The sequence below is a fragment of the Allobosea lathyri genome (assembly GCF_900108245.1).
Classification (GTDB): domain Bacteria; phylum Pseudomonadota; class Alphaproteobacteria; order Rhizobiales; family Beijerinckiaceae; genus Allobosea; species Allobosea lathyri.
In genome coordinates, this window is record NZ_FNUY01000008.1 from 84,525 (window position 1) to 105,752 (window position 21,228).

34 protein-coding genes and 1 tRNA gene are annotated in these 21,228 nt (G+C 63.5%); 25 read left to right on the forward strand and 10 right to left on the reverse strand.

Features of this window, described 5'->3' with window-relative positions; translation table 11 throughout:
- Positions 1-5 precede the first annotated feature (5 nt).
- Positions 6-296, forward strand: a complete 291-nt coding sequence (locus C4S73_RS18770) for a hypothetical protein (protein ID WP_103874062.1) — start codon at positions 6-8, stop codon at positions 294-296.
- The gene (locus C4S73_RS18775) at positions 293-2,530 is read left to right on the forward strand and encodes a DNA polymerase (RefSeq protein ID WP_103874063.1); all 2,238 of its coding nucleotides are present in this window, start codon (positions 293-295) and stop codon (positions 2,528-2,530) included. The genes C4S73_RS18770 and C4S73_RS18775 overlap by 4 nt, the downstream gene beginning before the upstream one ends.
- 3 nt (positions 2,531-2,533) lie before the next feature.
- On the opposite strand, the gene C4S73_RS29085 is transcribed toward C4S73_RS18775, so the two are convergent.
- The gene (locus C4S73_RS29085) at positions 2,534-3,061 is read right to left on the reverse strand and encodes an NUMOD4 motif-containing HNH endonuclease (protein ID WP_425290357.1); all 528 of its coding nucleotides are present in this window, start codon (positions 3,059-3,061) and stop codon (positions 2,534-2,536) included.
- Between C4S73_RS29085 and C4S73_RS28695 the strand changes: the two genes are divergently transcribed.
- The 13 genes from C4S73_RS28695 (at position 2,954) to C4S73_RS18840 (ending at position 12,254) form a co-directional block, all read left to right on the forward strand.
- A complete protein-coding gene (locus C4S73_RS28695) occupies positions 2,954-3,397 on the forward strand; it encodes a hypothetical protein (RefSeq protein ID WP_244595671.1) in 444 nt (147 codons plus the stop codon). The genes C4S73_RS29085 and C4S73_RS28695 overlap by 108 nt on opposite strands.
- Complete coding sequence (locus tag C4S73_RS27970) at positions 3,394-3,648, forward strand: hypothetical protein (protein WP_146071417.1); 255 nt, start codon at positions 3,394-3,396, stop codon at positions 3,646-3,648. The genes C4S73_RS28695 and C4S73_RS27970 overlap by 4 nt, the downstream gene beginning before the upstream one ends.
- Positions 3,645-3,968 (forward strand): hypothetical protein, encoded by a 324-nt coding sequence (locus tag C4S73_RS18790; protein ID WP_103874066.1) that lies wholly within the window; start codon positions 3,645-3,647, stop codon positions 3,966-3,968. The genes C4S73_RS27970 and C4S73_RS18790 overlap by 4 nt, the downstream gene beginning before the upstream one ends.
- A 27-nt stretch (positions 3,969-3,995) precedes the next feature.
- The gene (locus C4S73_RS18795) at positions 3,996-5,162 is read left to right on the forward strand and encodes an RtcB family protein (RefSeq protein ID WP_103874067.1); all 1,167 of its coding nucleotides are present in this window, start codon (positions 3,996-3,998) and stop codon (positions 5,160-5,162) included.
- 4 nt (positions 5,163-5,166) lie between these two features.
- The gene (locus tag C4S73_RS18800; RefSeq protein ID WP_103874068.1) at positions 5,167-6,258 is read left to right on the forward strand and encodes a zinc finger-like domain-containing protein; all 1,092 of its coding nucleotides are present in this window, start codon (positions 5,167-5,169) and stop codon (positions 6,256-6,258) included.
- Positions 6,255-6,704: a hypothetical protein gene (locus C4S73_RS18805; protein ID WP_103874069.1), complete on the forward strand. Its 450-nt coding sequence runs from the start codon at positions 6,255-6,257 to the stop codon at positions 6,702-6,704. Before C4S73_RS18800 ends, C4S73_RS18805 begins: the two co-directional genes overlap by 4 nt.
- Positions 6,685-7,164: a hypothetical protein gene (locus C4S73_RS18810; RefSeq protein ID WP_146071418.1), complete on the forward strand. Its 480-nt coding sequence runs from the start codon at positions 6,685-6,687 to the stop codon at positions 7,162-7,164. The genes C4S73_RS18805 and C4S73_RS18810 overlap by 20 nt, the downstream gene beginning before the upstream one ends.
- Positions 7,165-7,380 carry a hypothetical protein gene (locus tag C4S73_RS18815; protein ID WP_103874071.1) on the forward strand — a complete coding sequence of 72 codons (216 nt, stop codon included), beginning with the start codon at positions 7,165-7,167 and terminating at the stop codon, positions 7,378-7,380.
- 622 nt (positions 7,381-8,002) lie between these two features.
- A complete protein-coding gene (locus tag C4S73_RS18825) occupies positions 8,003-8,353 on the forward strand; it encodes a hypothetical protein (RefSeq protein WP_103874073.1) in 351 nt (116 codons plus the stop codon).
- Positions 8,354-8,469: 116 nt separating this feature from the next.
- Positions 8,470-8,973, forward strand: a complete 504-nt coding sequence (locus C4S73_RS18830) for an RNA ligase 1 family protein (protein WP_200828049.1) — start codon at positions 8,470-8,472, stop codon at positions 8,971-8,973.
- A 145-nt stretch (positions 8,974-9,118) separates the two neighbouring features.
- On the forward strand, positions 9,119-9,466 hold the full coding sequence (locus C4S73_RS18835) for a hypothetical protein (RefSeq protein WP_146071419.1): 348 nt from the start codon (positions 9,119-9,121) through the stop codon (positions 9,464-9,466).
- Between the two features lie 128 nt (positions 9,467-9,594).
- On the forward strand, positions 9,595-9,942 hold the full coding sequence (locus C4S73_RS28300) for a hypothetical protein (RefSeq protein WP_160115834.1): 348 nt from the start codon (positions 9,595-9,597) through the stop codon (positions 9,940-9,942).
- Positions 9,939-12,254, forward strand: coding sequence for an AAA family ATPase (locus C4S73_RS18840; protein ID WP_425290358.1), 2,316 nt, complete (start codon positions 9,939-9,941; stop codon positions 12,252-12,254). The genes C4S73_RS28300 and C4S73_RS18840 overlap by 4 nt, the downstream gene beginning before the upstream one ends.
- 183 nt (positions 12,255-12,437) lie before the next feature.
- Here the strand turns inward: C4S73_RS18840 and C4S73_RS18845 are convergent, their stop codons facing one another.
- The 9 genes from C4S73_RS18845 to C4S73_RS27975 all read right to left on the reverse strand — a co-directional run bounded on the left by C4S73_RS18845 (position 12,438) and on the right by C4S73_RS27975 (position 15,360).
- Complete coding sequence (locus C4S73_RS18845; protein WP_146071421.1) at positions 12,438-12,743, reverse strand: hypothetical protein; 306 nt, start codon at positions 12,741-12,743, stop codon at positions 12,438-12,440.
- 165 nt (positions 12,744-12,908) lie between these two features.
- Positions 12,909-13,121: a hypothetical protein gene (locus C4S73_RS18850; protein ID WP_103874078.1), complete on the reverse strand. Its 213-nt coding sequence runs from the start codon at positions 13,119-13,121 to the stop codon at positions 12,909-12,911.
- Positions 13,118-13,303 carry a hypothetical protein gene (locus tag C4S73_RS18855; protein ID WP_103874079.1) on the reverse strand — a complete coding sequence of 62 codons (186 nt, stop codon included), beginning with the start codon at positions 13,301-13,303 and terminating at the stop codon, positions 13,118-13,120. Before C4S73_RS18855 ends, C4S73_RS18850 begins: the two co-directional genes overlap by 4 nt.
- Positions 13,304-13,409: 106 nt before the next feature.
- On the reverse strand, positions 13,410-13,895 hold the full coding sequence (locus C4S73_RS18860) for a hypothetical protein (RefSeq protein ID WP_103874080.1): 486 nt from the start codon (positions 13,893-13,895) through the stop codon (positions 13,410-13,412).
- A gap of 1 nt (position 13,896) precedes the next feature.
- Positions 13,897-14,295 carry a hypothetical protein gene (locus C4S73_RS18865; protein WP_103874081.1) on the reverse strand — a complete coding sequence of 133 codons (399 nt, stop codon included), beginning with the start codon at positions 14,293-14,295 and terminating at the stop codon, positions 13,897-13,899.
- Positions 14,296-14,376: 81 nt separating this feature from the next.
- Entirely contained in the window at positions 14,377-14,706 is a 330-nt protein-coding gene (locus tag C4S73_RS18870) for a hypothetical protein (protein ID WP_146071422.1), read from the reverse strand.
- 7 nt (positions 14,707-14,713) lie between these two features.
- On the reverse strand, positions 14,714-14,860 hold the full coding sequence (locus C4S73_RS28305; RefSeq protein ID WP_160115836.1) for a hypothetical protein: 147 nt from the start codon (positions 14,858-14,860) through the stop codon (positions 14,714-14,716).
- Positions 14,861-14,904: 44 nt separating this feature from the next.
- Entirely contained in the window at positions 14,905-15,087 is a 183-nt protein-coding gene (locus C4S73_RS18875; protein ID WP_103874083.1) for a hypothetical protein, read from the reverse strand.
- An 84-nt stretch (positions 15,088-15,171) separates the two neighbouring features.
- Entirely contained in the window at positions 15,172-15,360 is a 189-nt protein-coding gene (locus C4S73_RS27975; protein ID WP_146071423.1) for a hypothetical protein, read from the reverse strand.
- Between the two features lie 225 nt (positions 15,361-15,585).
- On the opposite strand from C4S73_RS27975, the gene C4S73_RS18880 reads away from it, so the two are divergent.
- The 10 genes from C4S73_RS18880 to C4S73_RS27980 all read left to right on the forward strand — a co-directional run bounded on the left by C4S73_RS18880 (position 15,586) and on the right by C4S73_RS27980 (position 21,224).
- Entirely contained in the window at positions 15,586-16,080 is a 495-nt protein-coding gene (locus C4S73_RS18880) for a hypothetical protein (protein ID WP_103874084.1), read from the forward strand.
- A 307-nt stretch (positions 16,081-16,387) separates the two neighbouring features.
- Positions 16,388-16,930: an HNH endonuclease family protein gene (locus C4S73_RS18885; protein WP_103874085.1), complete on the forward strand. Its 543-nt coding sequence runs from the start codon at positions 16,388-16,390 to the stop codon at positions 16,928-16,930.
- Positions 16,931-17,052: 122 nt separating this feature from the next.
- Positions 17,053-17,131, forward strand: a tRNA-Pro gene (locus C4S73_RS18890).
- Positions 17,132-17,418: 287 nt separating this feature from the next.
- Complete coding sequence (locus C4S73_RS18895; RefSeq protein ID WP_103874086.1) at positions 17,419-17,739, forward strand: Gp49 family protein; 321 nt, start codon at positions 17,419-17,421, stop codon at positions 17,737-17,739.
- Between the two features lie 159 nt (positions 17,740-17,898).
- On the forward strand, positions 17,899-18,084 hold the full coding sequence (locus tag C4S73_RS18900) for a hypothetical protein (RefSeq protein ID WP_103874087.1): 186 nt from the start codon (positions 17,899-17,901) through the stop codon (positions 18,082-18,084).
- A gap of 176 nt (positions 18,085-18,260) precedes the next feature.
- On the forward strand, positions 18,261-18,671 hold the full coding sequence (locus tag C4S73_RS18905) for a hypothetical protein (RefSeq protein ID WP_103874088.1): 411 nt from the start codon (positions 18,261-18,263) through the stop codon (positions 18,669-18,671).
- Entirely contained in the window at positions 18,671-19,786 is a 1,116-nt protein-coding gene (locus C4S73_RS18910; protein ID WP_146071424.1) for a hypothetical protein, read from the forward strand. Before C4S73_RS18905 ends, C4S73_RS18910 begins: the two co-directional genes overlap by 1 nt.
- A gap of 118 nt (positions 19,787-19,904) precedes the next feature.
- The gene (locus C4S73_RS18915) at positions 19,905-20,669 is read left to right on the forward strand and encodes a hypothetical protein (RefSeq protein WP_200828050.1); all 765 of its coding nucleotides are present in this window, start codon (positions 19,905-19,907) and stop codon (positions 20,667-20,669) included.
- A gap of 1 nt (position 20,670) precedes the next feature.
- Positions 20,671-20,976, forward strand: coding sequence for a hypothetical protein (locus C4S73_RS18920; protein WP_103874090.1), 306 nt, complete (start codon positions 20,671-20,673; stop codon positions 20,974-20,976).
- Complete coding sequence (locus C4S73_RS27980; protein ID WP_146071425.1) at positions 20,973-21,224, forward strand: hypothetical protein; 252 nt, start codon at positions 20,973-20,975, stop codon at positions 21,222-21,224. Before C4S73_RS18920 ends, C4S73_RS27980 begins: the two co-directional genes overlap by 4 nt.
- The last annotated feature ends 4 nt before the right edge of the window (positions 21,225-21,228 follow it).

The window sequence follows — 21,228 nt, forward strand, 5'->3', positions numbered from 1 at the left end:
TGGCCATGGTGAGCGTGCGCGTCACCGATCACGCCCTGGTCCGCTGGCTGGAGCGTCACCACGGTCTCGATACCGAGGCGTTCCGGCAGGAGCTCGCCGACCTGGCGCAGCCCTTCGCGGACGTCAAAGCCCGCAACGGCAAGGTCGGCAATCTCTACCTGATCATGGACGGGGACCGTGTCGTCACGGTCTCGCCAGAGGCGAAGAGCGTGCGGGCGCTGAAGCCTGCCGGCGTCGCAGTCGTGCCGGAACGTCTCCCCTGGAAGGCCCTCAAGCGGAAACGGGCCCACAAATGAGCGGGCTGGAGATCGATTTCGAGACGCGCAGCACCGTCGACCTGAAGACGCGCGGCCTGCACGTCTACATGGCCTCGCCAACGACCGTTCCCTTGATGGGCTCGTACCGGATCAATGGCGGGCCGGTGCGGCGCTGGCGCCCCGGTGAGCCTTGCCCCGCCGATATCGTGGCTCACGTCGCTGCCGGTGGCATGATCAGCGCCCACAACGCCGCGTTCGAGCGTCTGCTGTGGCAGATGATCCTGACGCCGCGCTACGGCTGGCCAGCTGTCCGGACGCGCCAGTTTCGCTGCACCGCTGCGGCCGCCGCAGCTCTCGGCCTTCCCCGCGCGCTGGAGTTCCTGGGCGACGCCCTGAACCTCGACGTGAAGAAGGACAAGGTCGGCAAATCGCTGATCCAGAAGTTCTCCGTTCCGCGCCGGCCCCGCAAGGGCGAGCCTGACGATATCGTCGCATTCAACGAGCCGCACGAGTTCCCCGCCGAGTTCGAGCAGTTCCACGATTATTGCGACGGCGACGTGTTGACGGAGGCCGAGGCCGACACGCGCATGGTGTCGCTCTCCGACTATGAGCAGGCCGTCTACACGCTCGACCAGACCATCAATGATCGGGGTATCCGGATCGATCGCCGCTCGGCGCGCGCCGCGCTGCGGCTCGCCGAGAAGACCAAGGCGTTCCTCGATCGCGAGATGAAGCGGGTCACGGGCGGGCGTGTCGGAAAATGCTCCGAACCGGCGAAGCTCCTGGAATGGGCGCAGTCGCGCGGCGTCGACATGGCGACCGCCGGCAAGGCCGATATCCTCGACCTGCTGTCCCTGATCGACCTGCCCGCCGATGTGCGCGAGGCGCTGGAGCTACGACAGGAAGCGGCCAAGACATCAGTGTCGAAGCTGCAGGCCATGCTGAACCGGGCCGACGAGGACGGCCGGGTCCGACATTCCTTCATCTATCACAAGGCCTCGACCGGCCGTTTCCAGTCGGTCGGCGTCAACTTCGCCAACCTGCCGCGCCCCCGGAAGGCCTTCGAAGACGCGCATCTCGACGCGGCGGCCTTGTTCGAAGCCTTCCAGACCGAGGACCCGGAATGGCTGCGCGCGTTGTACGGGCCGAAGCTTGGCCGTCCCCTCGACCTGATCTCCGACGCGATCAGGGGCTTCCTGTGGGCCGCACCGGGCCACGAACTGATGCAGGCGGACTACAGCTCGATCGAAGGCTGCGTGATCGCGTGGACGTCCGGCGAGGACTGGAAAGTCCAGGCCATGCACGAGATCTTCGCCGACGACACGCTGCCCGATATGTATCGCCGCACCGCTGCCGGCATCCTGAACCTGCCGATCGAGGTCGTCACGAAGAAGCACTGGGCCCGCCAAGCGGTGGGCAAGGTGTCGGAGCTCGCCCTTGGCTTCCAGGGCGGTGTGCCGGCCTTCTACTCCATGTCGCGCAACTACAATGTCGACCTGGAACCGCTGTTCGCCCCGGTGTGGGAAACCGCCAGCGAGGAACGGCGCGAGAAGGCGGCCAAGCGTTACGAAAACGAGCTGAAGCGTGGTCGCAGCCGCACCGACGAGCTGTCGCGCAACGCCTGGATCGCCTGCGAACTGATCAAGGTCGGCTGGCGTGCGACGAACCCGGCCATCGCCAACGGCTGGCGCGCGCGCGAGGAAGCGGTGCGCGAGGCGATCCGGAACCCCGGCGTCGTGACCGAGGCCCTGAAGTTCTCCTACATCGTAGCGAACGGTTATCTGTGGTGCCGCCTGCCGTCGGGGCGGTGCCTGGCCTATGCGTCACCGAAGCTGCGCGATCAGGTGTGGGCCAAGGTCAAGCTGGCGGATGGAACGTGGTCCGAAGCCGAGGTTATGGACCGCGAACAGGCCGAAGGGTTGGCGCTGGTCGGCAAGGTTGAGATCCAGGGCGCGACATCGCCGTCGATCTCGGCGCTCGGGCTCGACAAGGCCGGGCGACGCATGCAGCGCGAGCATCTGCACGGCGGTATCTTCGCCGAGAACGACACGCAGGCCGTGGCGCGCGATATCCTGGTCAACGGCATGTTCGCGGCGGAAGCCGCCGGCTACCCGATCATTGGCCACGTCTATGACGAGATGTTCGCCGAGATCCCGCTTGGGTACGGCGACCTACGGGAGTTCGAGCGCCTGATCTGCAAGGCGCCGGGGTGGGCCGATGGCTTGCCGTTGAACGCTGGCGGCTTCCGCGCGAAGCGCTATCGCAAGGACTGACTTTTACTGGACGTGACGCCAACTCACCCCGCGCAAGACGCAACCGACGGTTCCGTGTGACACGCCGAGCGTGTCCGCGAGAGCTCTCTGCGACGCACGCCCGCGCTGGCTTCGCAACCACTTGACGTCAGCTTCGGTGAGTTTTCTGAAATAGTGATCCTCTCCGTGTGCTTGGTTCATTGTGCCGTGATGGTGGCGGTCAAGCGCGTTGCTTGATCGTGTGCCGTAGCGCAGATTTTCTGCGGCGTTGTTGTCGCGTCGGCCGTCGCGGTGGCAAATCTCATGGCCAAGCGGGCAAGGACCCAACCAAGCGGAGGCCACGAGGCTGTGGACTGTCCTGCTCACGCGGACGCCGGGGCGGGTGAAGCTCACCATTCGGTAGCCATTCACCCCCGTACTCGCCTTCAACTGCTTGCCTTGTAGGTGTCGCGCTTCGTCGTCGCCGAAACGATTAACGACGTGACAGACGCGATCGACGGAACGAACACGTCCGCACCGGCTGACTTGGTAGAAACCCTCCCAGTCCAGCACATCGCGCCATTCTATTCGCATTTTCTCGCCCTTTCGCGTGGAAAGGGACCATTATACAAAATCGTCCAGAATGTCCATTCTGTATTGACAAACGGGATACAAAACCGTACAGATCAGGGCAACAAGAACGGAGACATCATGGCTCGCAAGACAAAATACGCCGAGGGCACCCGCCAGGTCTCCATGCGGATGCCGCTGGACCTGCTGGGCCAGATCGACAAGCGCGCCCGCCGCGTCAACGCCCCGCGCGCCGAGGTCATCGTCGACACGCTGCGCTCGGGACTGTCGGGCGAGCCGGCCCCTACGCCGGCCGTTGAGGGGAGCATATTCGAATGACGGTCAACGGGCCGCACCCGGAATACCCATTTCTAACGTGGGTAGAGACGGACGAAAAGACGTTGGACCTGTTCGCCGGGGTGTGGGCATTCCCCATCGCCACGCTAAGTCGCGCAAAAAAGCACTGGCACGCGCGCATCGAATTGCCAGGCCTCGGTCCGAGAAAGGCGCATGCGCCGCTTGCTGCGCAGTTTGAAGACACAACGTATGCCGTTGCTGAATTTTTCAAACGTTGTGGTGCTAAGTCGTGACCTTCGACGATATCCGCGCGTCCAACCCCGATCTGATCGTGAACCTCTACGGCCTGGAGCCGGGCGGGCTGGTGACGCTGGAGCTGATCACGCCTGGCGGGGACACCTTCACGTTCAAGGGCGAGACCGCTGCGGAGGCGATCGAACAGGCCTTCCCCGAGCGGCACGAATGCCCGAACACCGGCCATGCCTGCATACCGGGTTGTGACTGGCGCTCAGGCTGCGCCGGACTGCGCGTCCCGCTCAACCAGTGGCCCGAGCCGGACCCGCCGCTCTTCGACACCGAACCGTCCATAGTCGAGACCAACGTTTTCGACTGATCCAACCGCCAACACAAGGAGACCCCTATGAGCCTCATCTTCGGTCAGCATGACGATAACACGCTGGCGCAATTCGAGACCTGCATGTCCACCGGCAGCGCCGTCGCTGGCGTGCTCTGTGCCGACGGCCATCTCGGCTACAATCACCCGATCGGCGGGGTCGTCGGATACACCGACCACATCTCGATCAGCGGTGTCGGCTTCGACATTGCCTGCGGCAACAAGGCCATCCGCCTGGACGTGCCTTACACCGAGATCGCCCCACGCATCGGCACGATCCTGCAGGATATCTCAAGGGTCATCAGCTTCGGCGTCGGTCGTGTGAACGATGAGCGCGTCGACCACGATCTCTTCGACAGCGAGCTCTGGAACGCCGCCGATGTGGCGCACTTGAAGGAGCTCGGGCGTTCGCAGCTCGGGACAGTCGGTTCCGGCAACCACTATGTCGACATATTCGAGGACTGCGCCGACGGATCAACCTGGATCGGCGTCCACTTCGGTTCGCGCGGCCTCGGCCACAAGATCACGACGAAGTATCTGACCGCTGCCGGCGCCAAGGACGACATGGTCTCGCCGCCGGCCCTGCTGGAGGCCGGAAGCGATCTCGGCCGGGGTTACCTGGCTGGCATCGAACTCGGCGGGCTGTACGCCTACGCTGGACGCGACTGGGTGGTGGAGAAGGTCCGCTCCGTCGTAGGAGGCGATGTCACGTTCGAAGTCCATAACCACCACAATTTCGCCTGGCGTGAGACGCACGGCGGCGTCGACATGTGGGTGGTGCGCAAGGGCGCCACGCCGGCCTTCCCGGGGCAGTATGGCTTCGTCGGCGGCTCCATGGGCGACAACGCAGTCATCCTGCGCGGGGTCGATACGCCGCTGTCGGCGCAGACGCTCTACTCCACCGTGCACGGCGCCGGGCGCGTCATGTCTCGCACCGCGGCGCGCGGCAAATACAACCGCAAGACAGGCGAGCAGCTGACCGAAGGACGCATCGGCCGTGACGAGTGGCAGGCCTGGATCAGAGAGCGGGGCGTGACGTTGATCGGTGCGGATCTCGATGAGGCGCCGCAAGCCTATCGTCGACTGCCCGATGTGCTCGCGGCTCACGCCGGCACGATCGAGATCGTCCACGAGTTGCGCCCGCGCGGCGTGATCATGGCGGGCGCGAGCGAATTCGACCCCTACAAGGATTGAACCCATGACCGCGAACCCTGAAGCAACCTGGCGCGTTGTGCCGGCAGAAGCGATCGACTGGCTGATGGGCGCGCACCCTGACGGCTTTGAAAGGCCGGAAGGCGCCCGAGGCAATTTCTGGTGGCGAACCGAGTTCAGCCGCCGCGCCATGCTGAAGGCCGCGCCCGTCCCAGGAAGGGAGGAGGAGATCGCGAGGGTCCTCGATCCTGACAGCTGGCGCACATACGACCAAGCCGTGTCCATCGCTCCCCGCAATGAGTTCATCATGCGGACGGCGAATTCGTCTGTGGCAAAGTCGCAAGAACAGGCCCGCGCCGTCCTCGCTCTCTTCGCAGCACAGCCCGCATCCGATGACGCGAAGTCGGGGAGCGTGCAGTGCGCGCAATGCGAAGGCACTGGATATGCGTTCAACCAGATGGATGAGCGCATGGAGGAGTGCGACGACTGCGGTCATACCGGCAAGCTCGATATTGATGGCACGCTGGTCCGCAACCTCGTCGGACTCGCCATATTGGACGGGGAGAACATCGGCCGATGGGCGAAAGATCGGGAACCCGCAGAGACGCTTGCTCTCCGTGAAGCCTCTTTGAACGGCAGGACCGGGCAAATCTTCGCGGCATTTACCAAGCCCGCATCCGATGACGCGAGCGACATCGACAGTCGAATGGTGGCTGCGGGCATGATCCCGCTGTCCGACCTCATCAGCGGCAACACGCCTCTGGAGCGCTGGACAGCGCATACCGGCGTCAGCGATCTCGACACGTTCGAGCAATGGCTGAATAGGCGTCAGCGCGAGTTCGGGACCATGAGGGTCGGCTACGAGCTTGGCGACAAGGACAAGGCTGACGAGCTTTATGAATGGGTGCATTCGCACTTCGCCGCGTTCAACGAGGTCGCGGCCAATCTTCGACAGATGAAACGCCGAATGGCCGAAGCCCCCACCAAGCCCGCATCCGATGACGCGCCGTTCGGTTACGTCGTCACGACAGGCGCGGGCCGAGACTATTTTCAGCGTCAAGCACCCGACCCGGAGCACCTTGGCGTGGACTGGATCGTCACCCCTGTCAACGCGGCTACAGTTCGGAGCAAGTCATGAAACCCGGTTGCTGCTCAGCGATAAGCCCATGCCCGCACCAACAGCGCGCGCCCGACACGATTTGCGACATCTGCTCTCGCGCTAACGCACTAGCCGATCGCGGACCAGCGCCGCAGTTCCTCGCCTATCAGGACGGTGAGTATAACGGCCCGTCCGATATCGACCCCGCATCCGATGACGCGCTCGCGAAGATGACGGCGGAGCGGGATGGCTGGAAGGATGCCGCGAAACGGTATCTCGACCTCTCAATTCGGAAAGACGACGTAGCTACAGACGCCCTTGCTGAGAGGGATGCGCTGCGGGAGGCGTTGAAGGCCGACCTCATCAAAATCCGCGACCTGACAACCGACAGCATGGCTAAGCGCAGGGCGTCTCTTGCGCTTTTGAAGCTCGAAGCCCGCACTCTCGCCACCAAGGAGCCGAGCCATGATGCGCCGAGCCGCTGATTTTCCCAACGAACCCGAAACTATCGGTGAACTGATGAAGGTTGACGAGATGACGGAGGCCGCCAAGCCCGCAGCCGAGGCCAGCGGTGTCGAAGCGATTAACCGCCTAGAACGCGCAGCAATGGCCTATGAACGCCTTGGCAAGCTGACGCGGGATGACGAGAAAACGCGGCAGCTGCGTAAAGACACTATCGCAGAGGTGGCGTTGGCGCGCATCGCCGTCATGTTGCAGTTCGCCACCCCTCCCGCGCCCGCCACGGTGGAGATGCGGGAAGCCCTTGAGTTCTACGCGAACACCGACAACTGGGTAGATACCCCGTCATGGGACGGCGATCCGAGCTGCATCACGCCGAAAGCCATACCGGTTAACCGCAGAGAGGCCGGATCGCCATGTGACTGCGGGGATAAGGCCCGCGCCGCCCTCGCAGCGCCCGCGACCGATGCGTCGGAGGGGCGCTAGATGGCTGTAGACCAGCAGTTCATTTCAGATGTCAAAGCGCTCGTTGAAGCGAGATGCAAACCCGGGGCTCGCTCGAAAGCCGAAGCCCGCGCCTTGCTCATATCCGAGGGCATCATCGGCTCGGATGGGCGGCTCACGCCCGAATACGGCGGGCCCAGTCCTGTCTTCCACGCCAAGCCCGCGACCGATGCAGCCCCCACCCCGGAGGAGAATTGAGATGAGATGTGATGGCATCCGCGAGACTCGCGCGCCTGCTTGGCAAGCGATCGACTCGGCGCCGAAGGATGGGACGCCGTTCGAGGCGCTATACGACGATGGCTCAACCGAAGAAGGCGTGTATTGGGCTGAGGCACGGCAGTGCATCCTTGGTAGCCGGGCGGGAGAGCGCGGGCCCGGATGCATGTCGACAGAGGTTGGATTGCCCGTCGACCCGACGCACTGGCGGCCGATAGGTTCTGGCCAGACACTCGCGGATGCCCCAACAAAATCACCGGTAGAGGCTGAGCCGGTGAGCTTAGACGGCGATGCAATGAACGCGGCAGTCGGTGTGTTCCGAACCGTGCACGCTTCGAACGGCGGGAACCTTCACGATTCAATCTGGCGTGCGGTCGAAGAGTATCGCGCCCGTGCCCTCTCCGACATCAAGGGGCGCTGACATGAGGAGATCGGTCATTTCTGGTTTGGGGCTCGCTGCGCTAGCGTCAGCGGCCATGTTCCAAAACTCGTATCCCGATGAACTGCCTCGCTATAGCCGATGGAAGAAGCGCAAGCGCGTCAACCCGAAACGCGACGCTCAAGCGGCTGCGAGGCGTGCCCGCAAGATCACCCGGAGGAAATCATGACCGCCACCCCCGAGGCACAGGCCGGCGCTCCTGCGGATGTGGGGGCTGAGCCGGAAGACGCGCCGTGCTGGATGTCGGGAACACAAGCCGACGCATGGGCGGCCGGGTTCAATGCCGCGCAGGAGAAAGCCGCCACCGCCCTCCAAGCCGCCGAAGCGAGAGCCCTCGCAGCAGAAGCGGAGGCAGACAGGCTGAGGAGCGCGCTGGCGTGTGTGAAGCAGCAGTGCGACACGTCGGTTTACAACATCAGCCCGCGCGACCATGACGAGGCCGTAGTCCGGTCATTCCAGAGCATCGCGGATTACTGCGCCCGCACCGCTACCGTATCTGGCGAGGGGATGGGGTGAGTGAATCTGTTGTTGGCATCCGCGTGATTCCGGCCAGAACCTACAACCAAGGGTGACTTATGAGGAAGATACCGACCATATTCGCCCGAGATTGGGCCGGCGACCGCAGCAGGGTCTTGGATGAACCGCACCCCGATTGTGCGTGGGTTTTTGAAGGAGAGGGCCGGGCGACGATCAAGCTGGATGGAACCTGCGTGATGGTCCGCGACGGAGAGCGGTTCAAGCGCCGCGAACTTGGGGCGAACGATCACATCCCGGCAGGCTTTGAGAACTCCGGCAAAGACCCTGAAACAGGCAAGGTCGTCGGCTGGATGCGTGTCGGTGACGGACCAGAGGACCGCTGGCATCGCGAGGCGCGCGGCGGCGATACTGACGGCACCTACGAGCTGCTAGGCCCAAAGATCCAAGGCAACCCAGAGCATTGTGAAGGGCACATGCTCGTCCCTCACGGCAGCATTTCCCCTGGTGATGAGCCGCCGCGCGACTTCGACGGCATGCGCGCTTGGCTGACCGGGCAGGATATCGAGGGTTTGGTCTTCCACCATCCAGATGGTCGCATGGCGAAAATCAAGCTCCGCGACTTCGGATTGAAGCGCCCGAGTCTCGCGGATGCCAAATAGAAAAAACCCCGGCGCCATCCCATAAGGACAGCGCCGGGTCGGACAGTGGATTGCGCTTCGCACAAAACCGTATTTCATTTACCCGCATCCGCTATCTGAGAGGCGGCGGGCTAGGACTGCTCCGAGGCATCAAATGGGCGGCGCTATGAACACCGGAAAGAATATGCCTTGGGAGATGGCGGATACGGGCATTAAGCCCCAACCCCCTGTCGAGGAGTTTTCACCACAAGCGCTTCGCTGGTATAGCTCCATGGCTGGGATGCTGGCGCTGCGCACAAGTCGAGCGGTCTTCCTGGGCCTCCTGGCGGTCGCCTTGTTGAAGGCTCAACCCTTCCCCGTCGCATCCATCTGGTGGACAGCCCTTTATATCGCGTTGCTCTCAACGATTTCCATGACCAAATGGGTGTCTGCCGGCGCGCTAGCGTTGCTTTTGGCTGGGGCAATCGTGCCCGTCGGAACCTGGCAGATGCTCGTGGAGCTGGCGCGCGGGTAACGCACGTCTACCCAATCGTCCATTCTCGCTGGCTACGAAACGGACAATCCGCTACACAAAAAGACCGGGCTCGCGAGAACCCGGTCTTTCCGCATTAAACTCCCAACCGCCAAGCTGGAGAGGCGTCCATGTATAGCGCCCAAAACCTACAATCGCAAGACAAACCACACGATATTGATTGGCCAGCGCGGGCTCACTGGAGTGCGGTGGCCCTCCTGGCCCGATCCCTCGAAACCAACGATATCCCCCGCGACGCCAGCGCTGCGCTTCTAAAGCCGCAAGCCATCGGAGGCGCGAGCCGGGACGGGCTACGCGCGTTCTACGCCCACTCCCACGGCAACCCGACGACCGCCGGCCAGACCGCACGGGAATGGGCCGATGCGGTGAACTGGAAACCCGGGTTCTACACCAGGATCAACCGAGATCGTCCGCTCATGACGGGCAACGCCGCGCTGTCGATCGAGGAAACACGATGAACGTCCAGAGCTCAAATCCGTTCGAGCGTCTGTGGGCGCTGGGCTATCACCGGCTCTGCCCGATCGTCCCCCCGAACGCCCCGTTGTCAGAGCGCTCGTCGCTTGCCAGGCGTATCAAGGCCAACCCGAAGGCCGATGCCCGCGGCAAGGTCCCGGGCGTGAAATGGCCCGATGGCACATGGAGCGGCCTGGACTTCGTCAGCGTCGAGAGCACGCCGGCCGATCTCGTCTCATGGCACGGCATGCAAGCCGGCGTCGGCGTGAAGACGGGGCAGGGCCTCGTCCTGATCGACGCCGACACGAAGAACGAAGCGCACGCCAGGATCATCAAGGATGAGATCGAGCGCCGCTTCGGCTCCCTCCCTGTCCGCATAGGCCAGTACCCAAAAGCGGGGTATCTCGTCCGCACGGATGCTGACTTCACATACACCAGGATCGAGTTCGGCCTGCGCGACGACAAAGGCCGCCTGCTCGACAGGGTGGAGATCCTGGCGGATGGCAGGCAGTTCGTCTCCTGCGGCATCCACCCGGCCACCGGGCAAGCCTACAGGTGGCCAGACGGCATGCCGGCCTATGCCGACCTGCCTTACGTCGCAGGACCCGATCTCTCGGCCCTGCTGAAGGCCTTGACCGAACTGCTCCCGTCAGCGACAGCGCCCACGACCGAGGGCGGCGGGAACGAATACGACCAGCGCTCCCTTGCCGGCGATCTGGCCACTGTCACGAAGGCGGTATCCGCCCTCCCGAACACGACGGCTCTGTTCCCGACCAGGGAAAGCTACAGGGACGTCGGCTATGCGATCCGGGCGGCGCTCCCCGACAACCAGGCTGCAGGCCTCGAGCTGTTCCAGCAATGGGCCGCCAAATGGGACGACGGGGAGGGGGGTAACGATCCCGACGTGGTCGCAGCGGATTGGCATCGCATGAAGCCGCCCTATCGCCGCGGCGCCTCATGGCTCTACGAACTCGCCGAGGATCATTCGCGGGGCACCTTCAGCGTCGCGGAGCGGTGGCTGGAAGAGCCCGGCTCAGACACCCCCCTGTTCCCGGAAAACTTACCAAACGCTTTTGGAAATTCGGCTTCCCTGATCGAGGCGACGCCCTATGGTTTCCCGGACCCGGCGAAGATCCCGAAACGGCAGTGGCTCTACGACAACCACTATATCCGCAAGTTCGTATCCGCCACGGTGGCTCCGTCAGGCGTCGGCAAGTCATCACTGAAGATCGTCGAGGCGCTGGCCATGGCCAGCGGCAAGCCTCTCCTTGGCGCGCAGCCGACGGGCACGTATCGCGTCTGGCTGTGGAATGGCGAAGACCCGATGGACGAGCTGGAACGCCGCATCAGCGCGGCTATGCAGCACTATGGCCTGACCCGGGAAGATGTCGGCGATCGGCTGTTCGTGGACAGCGGGCGCAATATGGAGATCGTGCTGGCGTCGGAGACGCGCGACGGGTGCCGCATCGCCGAACCGGTTGCGGGCGCCGTGCTGGCCACGATCGAGGCGAACCGTCTGGACGTGCTGACGCTTGATCCGTTCATCTCGACGCATCGCGTCTCCGAGAACGATAACGGCGCGATCGACATGGTCGTAAAGAAATGGGCGAAGATCGCGGATGCGGGCAATGCATCCGTCGAGCTCGTGCACCACGTCCGAAAATTGAATGGTGGCGAGGTCACGGTTGAGGATGGGCGCGGCGCGGTGTCGCTGCTCGCGGCGGCACGGTCGGCCCGTGCCCTATCCCGCATGTCAAAGGTCGATGCGGTGCGCATGGGGCTGGTCGACGTGCACAAGAGGCTGTTTCACTTCGCCGACGACAAGAACAACCTGGCGCCCCCTGCGCCGGCCGATGGCGGGCAATGGTTCGAGCTGGCCAGTGTCGCGCTCGGGAATGGCTTGACGCTCGATGCGGGCGGGATGGCGGGGCCGGAGGGGGCAGACGCCCTGACGGCGATCATGAGTGGCGATAGCGTCGGCGTGGTGCGCCGCTACGTCCTGGAAGCCCGCACGCATGCCGTCGCAGCGGACGACAAGGCATCGACCCTGGCGCTTGTCCGTGCGGGCGAGTGGCGCCGCGATCCTCGAGCCGGCGATGCGTGGATTGGCGTCCCAATCGCGCAAGGATTGGGCTTGGATCTGTTCGAAGAAGAGGCCAAGGGGCGCGTCAAAAGCATCGTCGCGCAGTGGATCAAGGACGGGATACTTAAGGAGATCACGAAGAACGACGCCCAGCGGCGCCCTAGAACATTCGTCGAAGTGGTCGAAAATAGCGGGATACAAAACCTGGAAGATGGCCTTTCAGTCTTCGATTGAAGCGTTTTGCTCCAGTGCTCCAGTTGCTTTTTATCTGGAGCAAAGAGTGGAGCAGCTACCCCAGTGCTCCAGTGCTCCAGTTATGTACCCCCTGTAAGGGGTAACATAACCTGGACGCAACTGGAGCGGCCCGATCCGGGACCAGAGCGCCAAGACAACTGGAGCAAGGCCAAAGACATTATGTCAGATGTTGGCGCACCCGCCGCGATATGTAACCCGTGTGATGCGCCAACTGTCCGCGCCAACTGTTCGGCTGGTCGGTGTGGCGTCGATCAGGAGGTTGCAGGTTCCAGTCGCAGCGACGAACACACGACCGGTCGATGTGGGGTAGTAGCTGGTCGGGGCGATCGTGGTCTGACGGATGAAGGTGTCAACGCTCTGGCCAACGAAAGACGCGAAGCGCTCCTGCTCGGAGGCCTCGCGTTGTTCGATCGTCGTACAGGCGGTGAGGGTGATGGCGGCGACGGCAACGGCGAGTAGGGCGCGCAAGGTGCTGCTCCGGCTTTGACGCCGCGCCCGTTGCGCGACCAGCCAGATGCTAGCGTTTAAGTCATCTGCCGAATAGGTCCCACAGACGGCCGCATAGCCAGCCGACACCCCAGGGGACGGCACAGAAGGCGATCAGGGCCAGGGCGAGCAGCAGGGCCAGCAGGATCATGCCGCGGCCCTCTGCGACGCTGCGGCGCGCGTCCAGTTGAGCACGCGCATGGTGGCGCGGCGATGGGCGGGGGAGAGGCGGTTCGCGAAGTGCAGGGCGTCCCGGACGCAGCGTGTGGCATAGCCCGGGTCATTGCACTTGAGCCAATAGCTGGCGCGACGCATGCACACACGCCAGCGGTCATCGGGGCTGAGATTGTTCAGGCTCATGACTTGGCGCCTTCCGCATCGCGACGCTCGACGAAGCGAGCGAAGGCCACACCAGCGCGCCATTCCGCATTTGCTGCCGCCAGTGAAATCCGGTTGCTGACGTAGAGCCGCGTAAATGTCTGCTTGTCGCCTGTGGCGCCCGCAGCACGCATTGCCCGCAGGATCTTTTCGCGGTTGCTCATAGCGAACCCCTTTCGAAGCGGCGCACGGCGTCGATGTGACGGACGACCAGGCCGGCGAACAGCACGAGCAGCGGAAAGACCGCGATTGCGATTTGCAGGTCGATGCTCATGAGACGTGGATCCAGCCGCGATAGGCGTTGATGCCGTAGCATTCACCAAAGGCTTGGGCGGCGTCCTGCAGACCGTCGGCGATGTCATGCAGGGGCTCGTCCGACGCGAAATCATCTGTCCAGGCGACGCCATGGCCTTGTCGCGCATACCAGAACATGTGGCCTGCCCGGCGATCGTCAGGAACGCCATCGCCGTGTTGACCGCTCTGATCGGCCAAGCGATCGATCCACTGTCGAGCGAAGCAACCGTCAGGCATGATCGTGCCGAGGAACTTGTCGCAGTCGCGCTTGATTGATTCGACGCTCGCCTTCGTCAGGCGCTCGACGCCCATCGAGTTCAACAGGTCGTCGTCGTCTTCACTGCCGCAATCGCCGTTGGTGAAAAACATGGCCTCGACATAGCCCTGCGCGAATTCAGCAAGGCCGTAATAGACGTGCGACGGGGTGCGGCGGGTCGGTGTGTTGAGGATGAATTCAGGCATGTCACACCGCCTGAAAAACTGAGAAGCCGGCATCGCGAACGGCATCGTCCCAGCGCTTGCCGCCGTCGAGCGACGCGGCAGCACGGAAAGCGTCATAGTCGTCGAGCGCTTCGCGTGTCAGACGTGGCTCGATACCCATAAGATCGAGCATGCGGCGCGCGGCGTTCGCAACGCTGGCACTGTCTTTGTCGTAGCCGCCGCCATTGGCGACGCCCTTGACCATCGGCACGCCGAGCCAGTGCACGAAGGCCGTGGTGCGCAGGCCCGAGGTGCTGCGCTTGATCGCGACCTTGGCGACGCAGGCGCCGTCACGCTTGTCGATGACGACGTAAGCGGACACGTGAGAGAAGGCGGCGTCGTGTTGATTGTAGACCGCGCCTGCGTCGGTGAGTTTGGTCATCGGACAAATCTTTCCCGTTCGCGCCGACCATGTCAGGCGCGTTGCTTTGGTTGAGAGAAGGTTTGGAAGGGTGTTTGCCTGTTAGTCTATGCGGTGGGGGCGGACAATATCGAACGCTTCGCGCGCCAATTCTTGATCAGGGAAGATATCGCCGAACGCCTCGCCGTCCCAATTTGCAGAGAGCGCCATAAGCTCTTTCGCAATTGCTCGCGCCCTTGTCAGACTCTTGAATGAGCCAACCATGAACTTCGAATTGTGCGGGGTGACGGTGTAACCGCTGTAGTCCAGCTCGCCGCTCCGTGACAGCATCGGGTGAATGTGGAAGGGGCCGAGAACTTCGGCCTCTGCTTCGAGCTCGTAGCCGTAGGGGCTTTCAATCGTCCGAACGGAGGTTGCTTTGAATTTGGCCATGATGCCCTCACTTACCAGAGGCTTCGGACAGGATGCGGCGAACTTCGTCCGCAGCTTCCTGCCGCGTCGGCTCACGGCCAAGGCGAACCGCGAGCTTGGCCCAGATCGTGTGCGGGCCTGCGTTCTGGAAGTTGATCGTAACTTGTACGGGCATGGCGGTTGGTTCCGTTCGGTTCGATGTGCGCGAGAATGGACGGTCTAGCTGTAGATGAAGGCGCGCTTGGCGCTGCGGACGTCCCGGCGCTCCATGCGGCGGGCGTGGCCTTCGTCCGAGCTGGCGAAGTCGATCCGGTCGCGAAGGCGGGTACGCTTAGGCAGGGGGAACCCGTTGGCGGTGGCGTTGGCCGAGAGCGAGACGCCTTTGATGGTGATGATCGTCATGGTGGGTTCCTCCTACGTTGGTGGCGGTGTTGAGGCGCAGGGCGCTTCGTGCTGCGTCGCTTGAGGCGGCGCAGAGGCGAAACGTCAGATGCGAATTCCGAGTGTAGCGGCGAGATATCCGGCATCTCCGAAGTGCGACGCCTTGCAGCCGATAGCGACGCCTTGAACGGTGGGGATCGAGACGCAGTATCCTGCGTCGTTACGGTAGATGTCCCAGTTGCCATGGTGGCAGACAAAGGTGGGGTAGCGGGTCTTGTTGTAGGTCGGGTGCATCTCGGAAACTCCGTCCAGTTCGTCTGCTTCGTTGGATCAACATGTACGGGATGGCGGACATTCTGTCAATATAGTGGGATACAAAACGGACAAAATAATTTGAGGTGATGCCGCGCGTGGTCGATGCGGGTATGTGCCCGCAACAATGTGAATAGGCTTAACATTGCTGCATAAATCCAACGGTGCTAAGCAGTTACGCCCGTTGCGCAATGGAAGGTCACCCGAATGCCGCTCAAGAACGGCCGCTTCACCTTGAAGGAAAAGAAGATGGTTGCGGCGATGGCCGTGACGGACAACCCGGAAGCATCAGCCGCAATTGCGGGCTATAAAGACCCCGTCATTTCGGGCTGGCGCTTCATGCAAAACCCCATCTTTCAGGAGGCCACACGAGAGGCAGGCCAAGCGCTTCTGCGCGAGAAAGCGGGCGCGATTGGCGTCGCAACGCTCGTTTCCATCGCCCTGGACGAGAGACAGCCAGCCGGCGCGCGTGTCACGGCCGGCACGAACCTGGTGAAACTGTCAGGCATGGCCGTGACAGAGGGGCAGGGGGAGAAGGATCTGCACGAGATGACTGGCGACGAGCTGGCCAAGCACCGCGCCAAGCTCGAACGCCAGGCGGAAGCAATCACCGCGGCGATGGCCGATCGAGCCCGTCCAGTGCTCGAGAACGAGGCTTCCGAACCCCGGAATGCCCCGGACGCGCCCGACATCTTCGGTTAAGTCATTGATACGTATGACATGACAACTCCCCTATAGAGGGAGTGGCATGCGAAAAGGCGGCTCGGCGGGGCGGGGTGGACCCCGGGCCGCCCTCCGGGGGTAGTCCGCGCGCCCACTCGAAAGCCCCGTCGGGCGTCCGTCCTAATTTTTGAGCGAGATTACGTTTTGACAATCTGTCCAACCGACACGGACGCAACGGACGTCCATATTCACGACAGACATTACGGACGAAACGCGCTAAACAACGAAGGCCGGGAGCGCGTCAACGCTCACCGGCCTTCTGACCACCCCGCACTGGAGATGCGACATGGCGTGCTCTGACCTACCCCCAATCGAATTCCTGCGCGAGCGTTTTAGCTACGACCCCGCCGAGGGAGTTGTACGGTGGCGTCGTCGGACGTTGGCCTCATTCGTCACGGCTTCCAGGGGAAAGACCTGGAACACGCGATACGCCGGCCGCTCCCTCAACCGCTCCGGACGCTACGGCTTCTGCAGCCTTGAGTACGAGGGTCGGTCCATCAAACTCCGCGAGCACAGGATCGCTTACGCACTCGTCACCGGGCGGACAGGCTTCCCTGAAATCGACCACGCCGACGGTCGCGGTGACAGCAACGCATTCGCTAACCTTCGCCTCGCCACTCGATCACAGAACAACGCCAACCGAGGCGGGTTCTCGCGATCCGGCCTCCCTAAAGGCGTGACCGCCCGCGGGAAGCGCTTCATGGCGAGCGCCCACGCCGGGAAAGGCCAAACGAAGTATCTCGGAACGTTTGATACCGCCGACGAAGCGCACGCCGCCTTCTGTCGCTACGCCGAGGCACGCCACGGAGCGTTCTTCCGCCCCGCCTGACACCGACACGATCCGACCCGCCAGAACCGGGCCGAAGCGGTCTTGACGTCGTCCGGAATGTCTGGCATCCAACCACCATGAACGCGAACGGCACCCGCAACACCCCACGACCGCGCCCAAGCCAGGGCGTGGGGGAGTTTGGCCGTCCCCGCCGCACTCGGAATGCGGAGATCGCAGGTTCAAATCCTGCCGCCCTGACCAACTCCCGATATTGACGTCCGCTTCGCGCGGGCTGGGCATGAGTGAGCCCCGGGGACTGTAAATCCCCCGCCTTTGAGCTGTGAGAGTGCAAATTCTCTCCCCTCGCACCAACTCCGGATGTGGCCAGAGTGTCTTGACTTCTGGACATTTCGTCCGTAACGTCCGTTCCATCGACGCGGGTTCTCGCCGGAGCGGTGCAGTGAAGCCACGGTGTGACTGCCGCCTTGTTTCCAAGGTCCATTAGCCCGATCCCGCGTCGACCTGACCGCCTCTCACAGGAGATCCCCATGCCCCTCAACGAAGTCGCCGTCGAAGCTGAAATCCAGGAGAAGGGCCTCACTGCCCCGCGTCTGACGCCCGATCTGATCGACGCGCAGATCGTCTCGGACGCCTACCACGTCTTCCCCGGGACCACGCTGACCGTCTGCGCGCTCACCCTGCGCAACGGCTTCCAGGTCACCGGCGAGAGTGCAGCCGCCAGCCCGGAGAACTTCGACGTCGAACTCGGCCGGAAGATCGCCCGCGACAACGCCCGGAACAAGATTTGGGCGTTCGAGGGCTACACGCTCCGCAACGCACTGAGCGGCCGCACGCTGAGCCACGGCTGATGTGGACCCCGCCGAAGGTCATTCGGGTCTCGGCGTGGTTCTCGCGGCTGTTCGAGGCCGAGCTCAAGCGGCCACAACCAGACCGTATCCTTGTCGATCGCGAGGGCCAGGCGTATCTGCCAACCCGAGCCGTCCAGCTGAGGGGGAACGCCCGTGCCAATGACCGTCGATGAGGTCTCCGACCTGTTCTGGTCAACGCTCGACAGCAACCTTGCCGCGGAAGGTATCGCCGGGGAGGTCGTGCTGGAGAGCCTTTGCTTCGGGATGGTGATCTACGAAGTCGGCACGAGCGGCGCTCGCATTGTCGCCCCGAGGGATTTTTACGCGGTCGACCCCACAGATTGACGTAGGCCATAGTCGCGGCCTACAGTCAGGACGTTAGCCACCTCGGCTGGCGTTTCCTCCCTAAACTTTCAGCCCGCCCGGCATCCGTCTGGCGGGTTCTTTCTTGCCAATCGTCCGGAATGTAGGTTATTGGTGGTTTCGCAGCCGACAAACGGCGCAGCGGAGCGCTTCGCCGGATGGCCAATCCAGATCCCTACGTTGTCGGCTACAGTTTCTCGGGGTTCCAGACGACCGCCCCGCAGACGCCGTTGCCCGCTCCTGCGCTGGATACGGAACTGGCCAGGATCGCGTCGTCGAACCAAGCCACGATCACGGCATTGGCCGACGTTCGGCGCGCTGACGGGAAGCTACAGAACGAGCTCGTGACGCTCGACAGTCTTTCGCCCGAAGTCGCTGCCGGCGTCGACACGCAGCTCGATGCGGTGGCCACGCAGGCAGCAGCCGCCGCCGCCGCGATCAGCGCCGCGGAAGCCGACGCTTCCGCCGAACTCGCCCAAAACTACGCCACGCAGGCCGGCGCCATGATTTACGATTTCGGGCTGCTGTCAGAGGCCGCCGTCGGCCAAGAAGACTGGGGAACCCTGTAATGGCCCGCACACCACGCCGTTTTGCTCGCGGAACGACCGCCGAGGTCGCGGCCTACACGGGGCTCTCTGGCGAACCCATCTGGAATACACAAACCGGCCGGCTGCACATGCAGAACGGTGCGACAGCCGGCGGCGTACCGCACGCGCTGAAGTCGGAAATCGACGTGCTGTCGCCCGTAGGCGGTGGTTTGACGGTCAGCGCCGCTGCCGGCGCCCTGACGATCGCTTTGGTCACGTTGGCGGGGAACACCCCGACAGCCACGGACGTCGTGACCCTGATGTTCCGCTCCGCGACGGCGAATGTCGGCGCTTTGACCACGCGGGTCGTTTCGGCCGCGTCGAGCCTGGTGCTGTCCTCGGGGTCAACGCTCGGCGTTCCCGCGATCAACACGCCCTTTGCGCTTTGGGTTGTTGCGTTCGACGACGCGGGGACCGTGCGTCTCGGCGTCGTGAACTGTCTCTCCGGCAAGAACATCTACCCGCTGGGCAAAGGCCAGAAGATCGCGTCGTCCACGGCGGAAGGCGGTGCCGGCGGCGCGGACAGCAATTCGATTTTCTACACCGGCACAGCCGTGGCGGCGAAGGCCTATACGATCCTCGGGCGCCTGTCGTGGGAGGTTGGTCTCACGGCGCTCGGGACCTGGGTCGCGCCCACATTCGTGGAACTCTGGCAGGCCGGCATGAAGCTGCCGGGCGATGTCGTTCAGAGCATCAGCGCGACGGACACGACTGCGACATCGGCCAGCGGCACGACCAAGGTGGTCACGACGACGACGGCCAGCATCGCCTTGACATCGGCCGCAAACCTCGTCCGGACACGTGCGAGCGGACCGGCGCTCTGCGGGACCAACACGCAGATCACCGCCACGCAGCTGTCGCGGACCAACACGTTCACCGCTGTGGGCAACATCGCGACCGTCTTCTCGACGGCGCAGCCCACCTATGGCGTCGCTTTCATGGAGGGACTTGACGCCCCCGGCGTGACCACTTCGGTGGCCTACTTCGTTTTCGTGTGGGGCTCCGGCATCGTCGGAACGGTGTTCACCTGGTTGCCTTCCGCGTCGGCGCTCGGCGCTGTTACAGGCGTGATCTCCCTCGAAGAGTTGCAGACGTGATGAAGCGCTTCGTCACCCTGGCCCTGGTATTGGCCCTCGCCGGGTGCGCAGGGCGTCGTGACGACGGGGCCGGCGGTCTCTGGAAGATCCCGCTGTGCAAAGCTGAAGGACGCTGCTGATGGATCGCGCGGCCTTCTTCGATGACGTCCGGGAGAACCTGTTCAGCGGCACACTTGGCGTCGAACAGGTCGACGGGCTGTCGCGCATTCTCGACGAGGCCGAACGCCGCGGCATGCCGTTGAACCAGTGTGTCTATGTCCTCGCGACGCCGTTCCACGAGACGGCGCGAGCCATGCAGCCGGTCATCGAGACCCGCCGCGCCGACGAGAAGGTCAACCCGAGCGTCGACAGCGCGATTGCGCGACTGGAGAGCTCGTGGAAGGCCGGCAAGATGCCGTGGGTGAAGACGGCCTATTGGCGCAAGGATGCGAACGGCCTGTCCTGGCTTGGCCGGGGTCTGCCGCAGGTCACGCACCGCGACAACTACGTCCGCGCCGAGAAGGAAACCGGCGTGCCCTTCACGAAGGACCCGAGCCTGATGCTCAAGATCGAGCATGCGGTCCCCGTGATGTTCCTCGGCATGATCGAGGGTTGGTTCACCGGCAAGAAGCTGGACGACTATCTGACCGCGACGAAGACCGACTACGTCAACGCACGGCGAATTATCAACGGCGTCGAGAGCGCCGAGAAGGTCGCCGGCTATGCCCGGAAGTTCGAGGCTGCGCTGAAGGCCGCTCGATACGGCGAGAAAACGTCCACAGTCGCGCCAGTCAAGCCGATCGAACCGGTCAAGCCGGTCGACGTGCCAGCTGCCCCGGTTGCCCGCGCGAGCGCCTGGTCGGCGCTTTTCACCGCGCTCGCCGCTCTCTGGAAGGGTCGTTGAAATGCAAATCGATTGGCCCGTGCTCGCCCGGCAGATCGCTCTGATCATCGTGCCGCTTGTTGTCGTGAAGCTGAAGATCCCCGACACGATCGCGGCGGTGATCTCCGGCCCGCTGGTCGATCTGGCCGCGACCGGGATCGTCGTGGTTGGAACAGCTCTCGTCGGGTGGGTGATCTTTCTCGGCCAGCGCCGCGAGCAGCCAGCTCAGCAGATTGCCGCTGTAGCGGCCTTGCCGAGCGTGGAAAAGGTGACTGTCACCAGCGACAGGCTCGCCGCGAGCATCCCGAGTTCAAAGGTCGTGTCGTGACGATCCTCGCCTGGCTATGGGCCAAGGTCTCCGGCTACGCAGCCGCAGCCGGCGCCATCGCCGCGGCGATCTTCGCCGTCTGGCTGAAGGGCCGCCAGGACGGCAAGCGGATCATGAAGGAAGAGCAGGATCGGCATCGGGCGGAAGCCATCGCCGCAAAGAGGAAATCCGACAGTGAAATCGACAACCTTGCTCCTGCTGATCTCGACCACCGCATGGATCGGTGGGTGCGCAAAGATAACAGGTGATTTC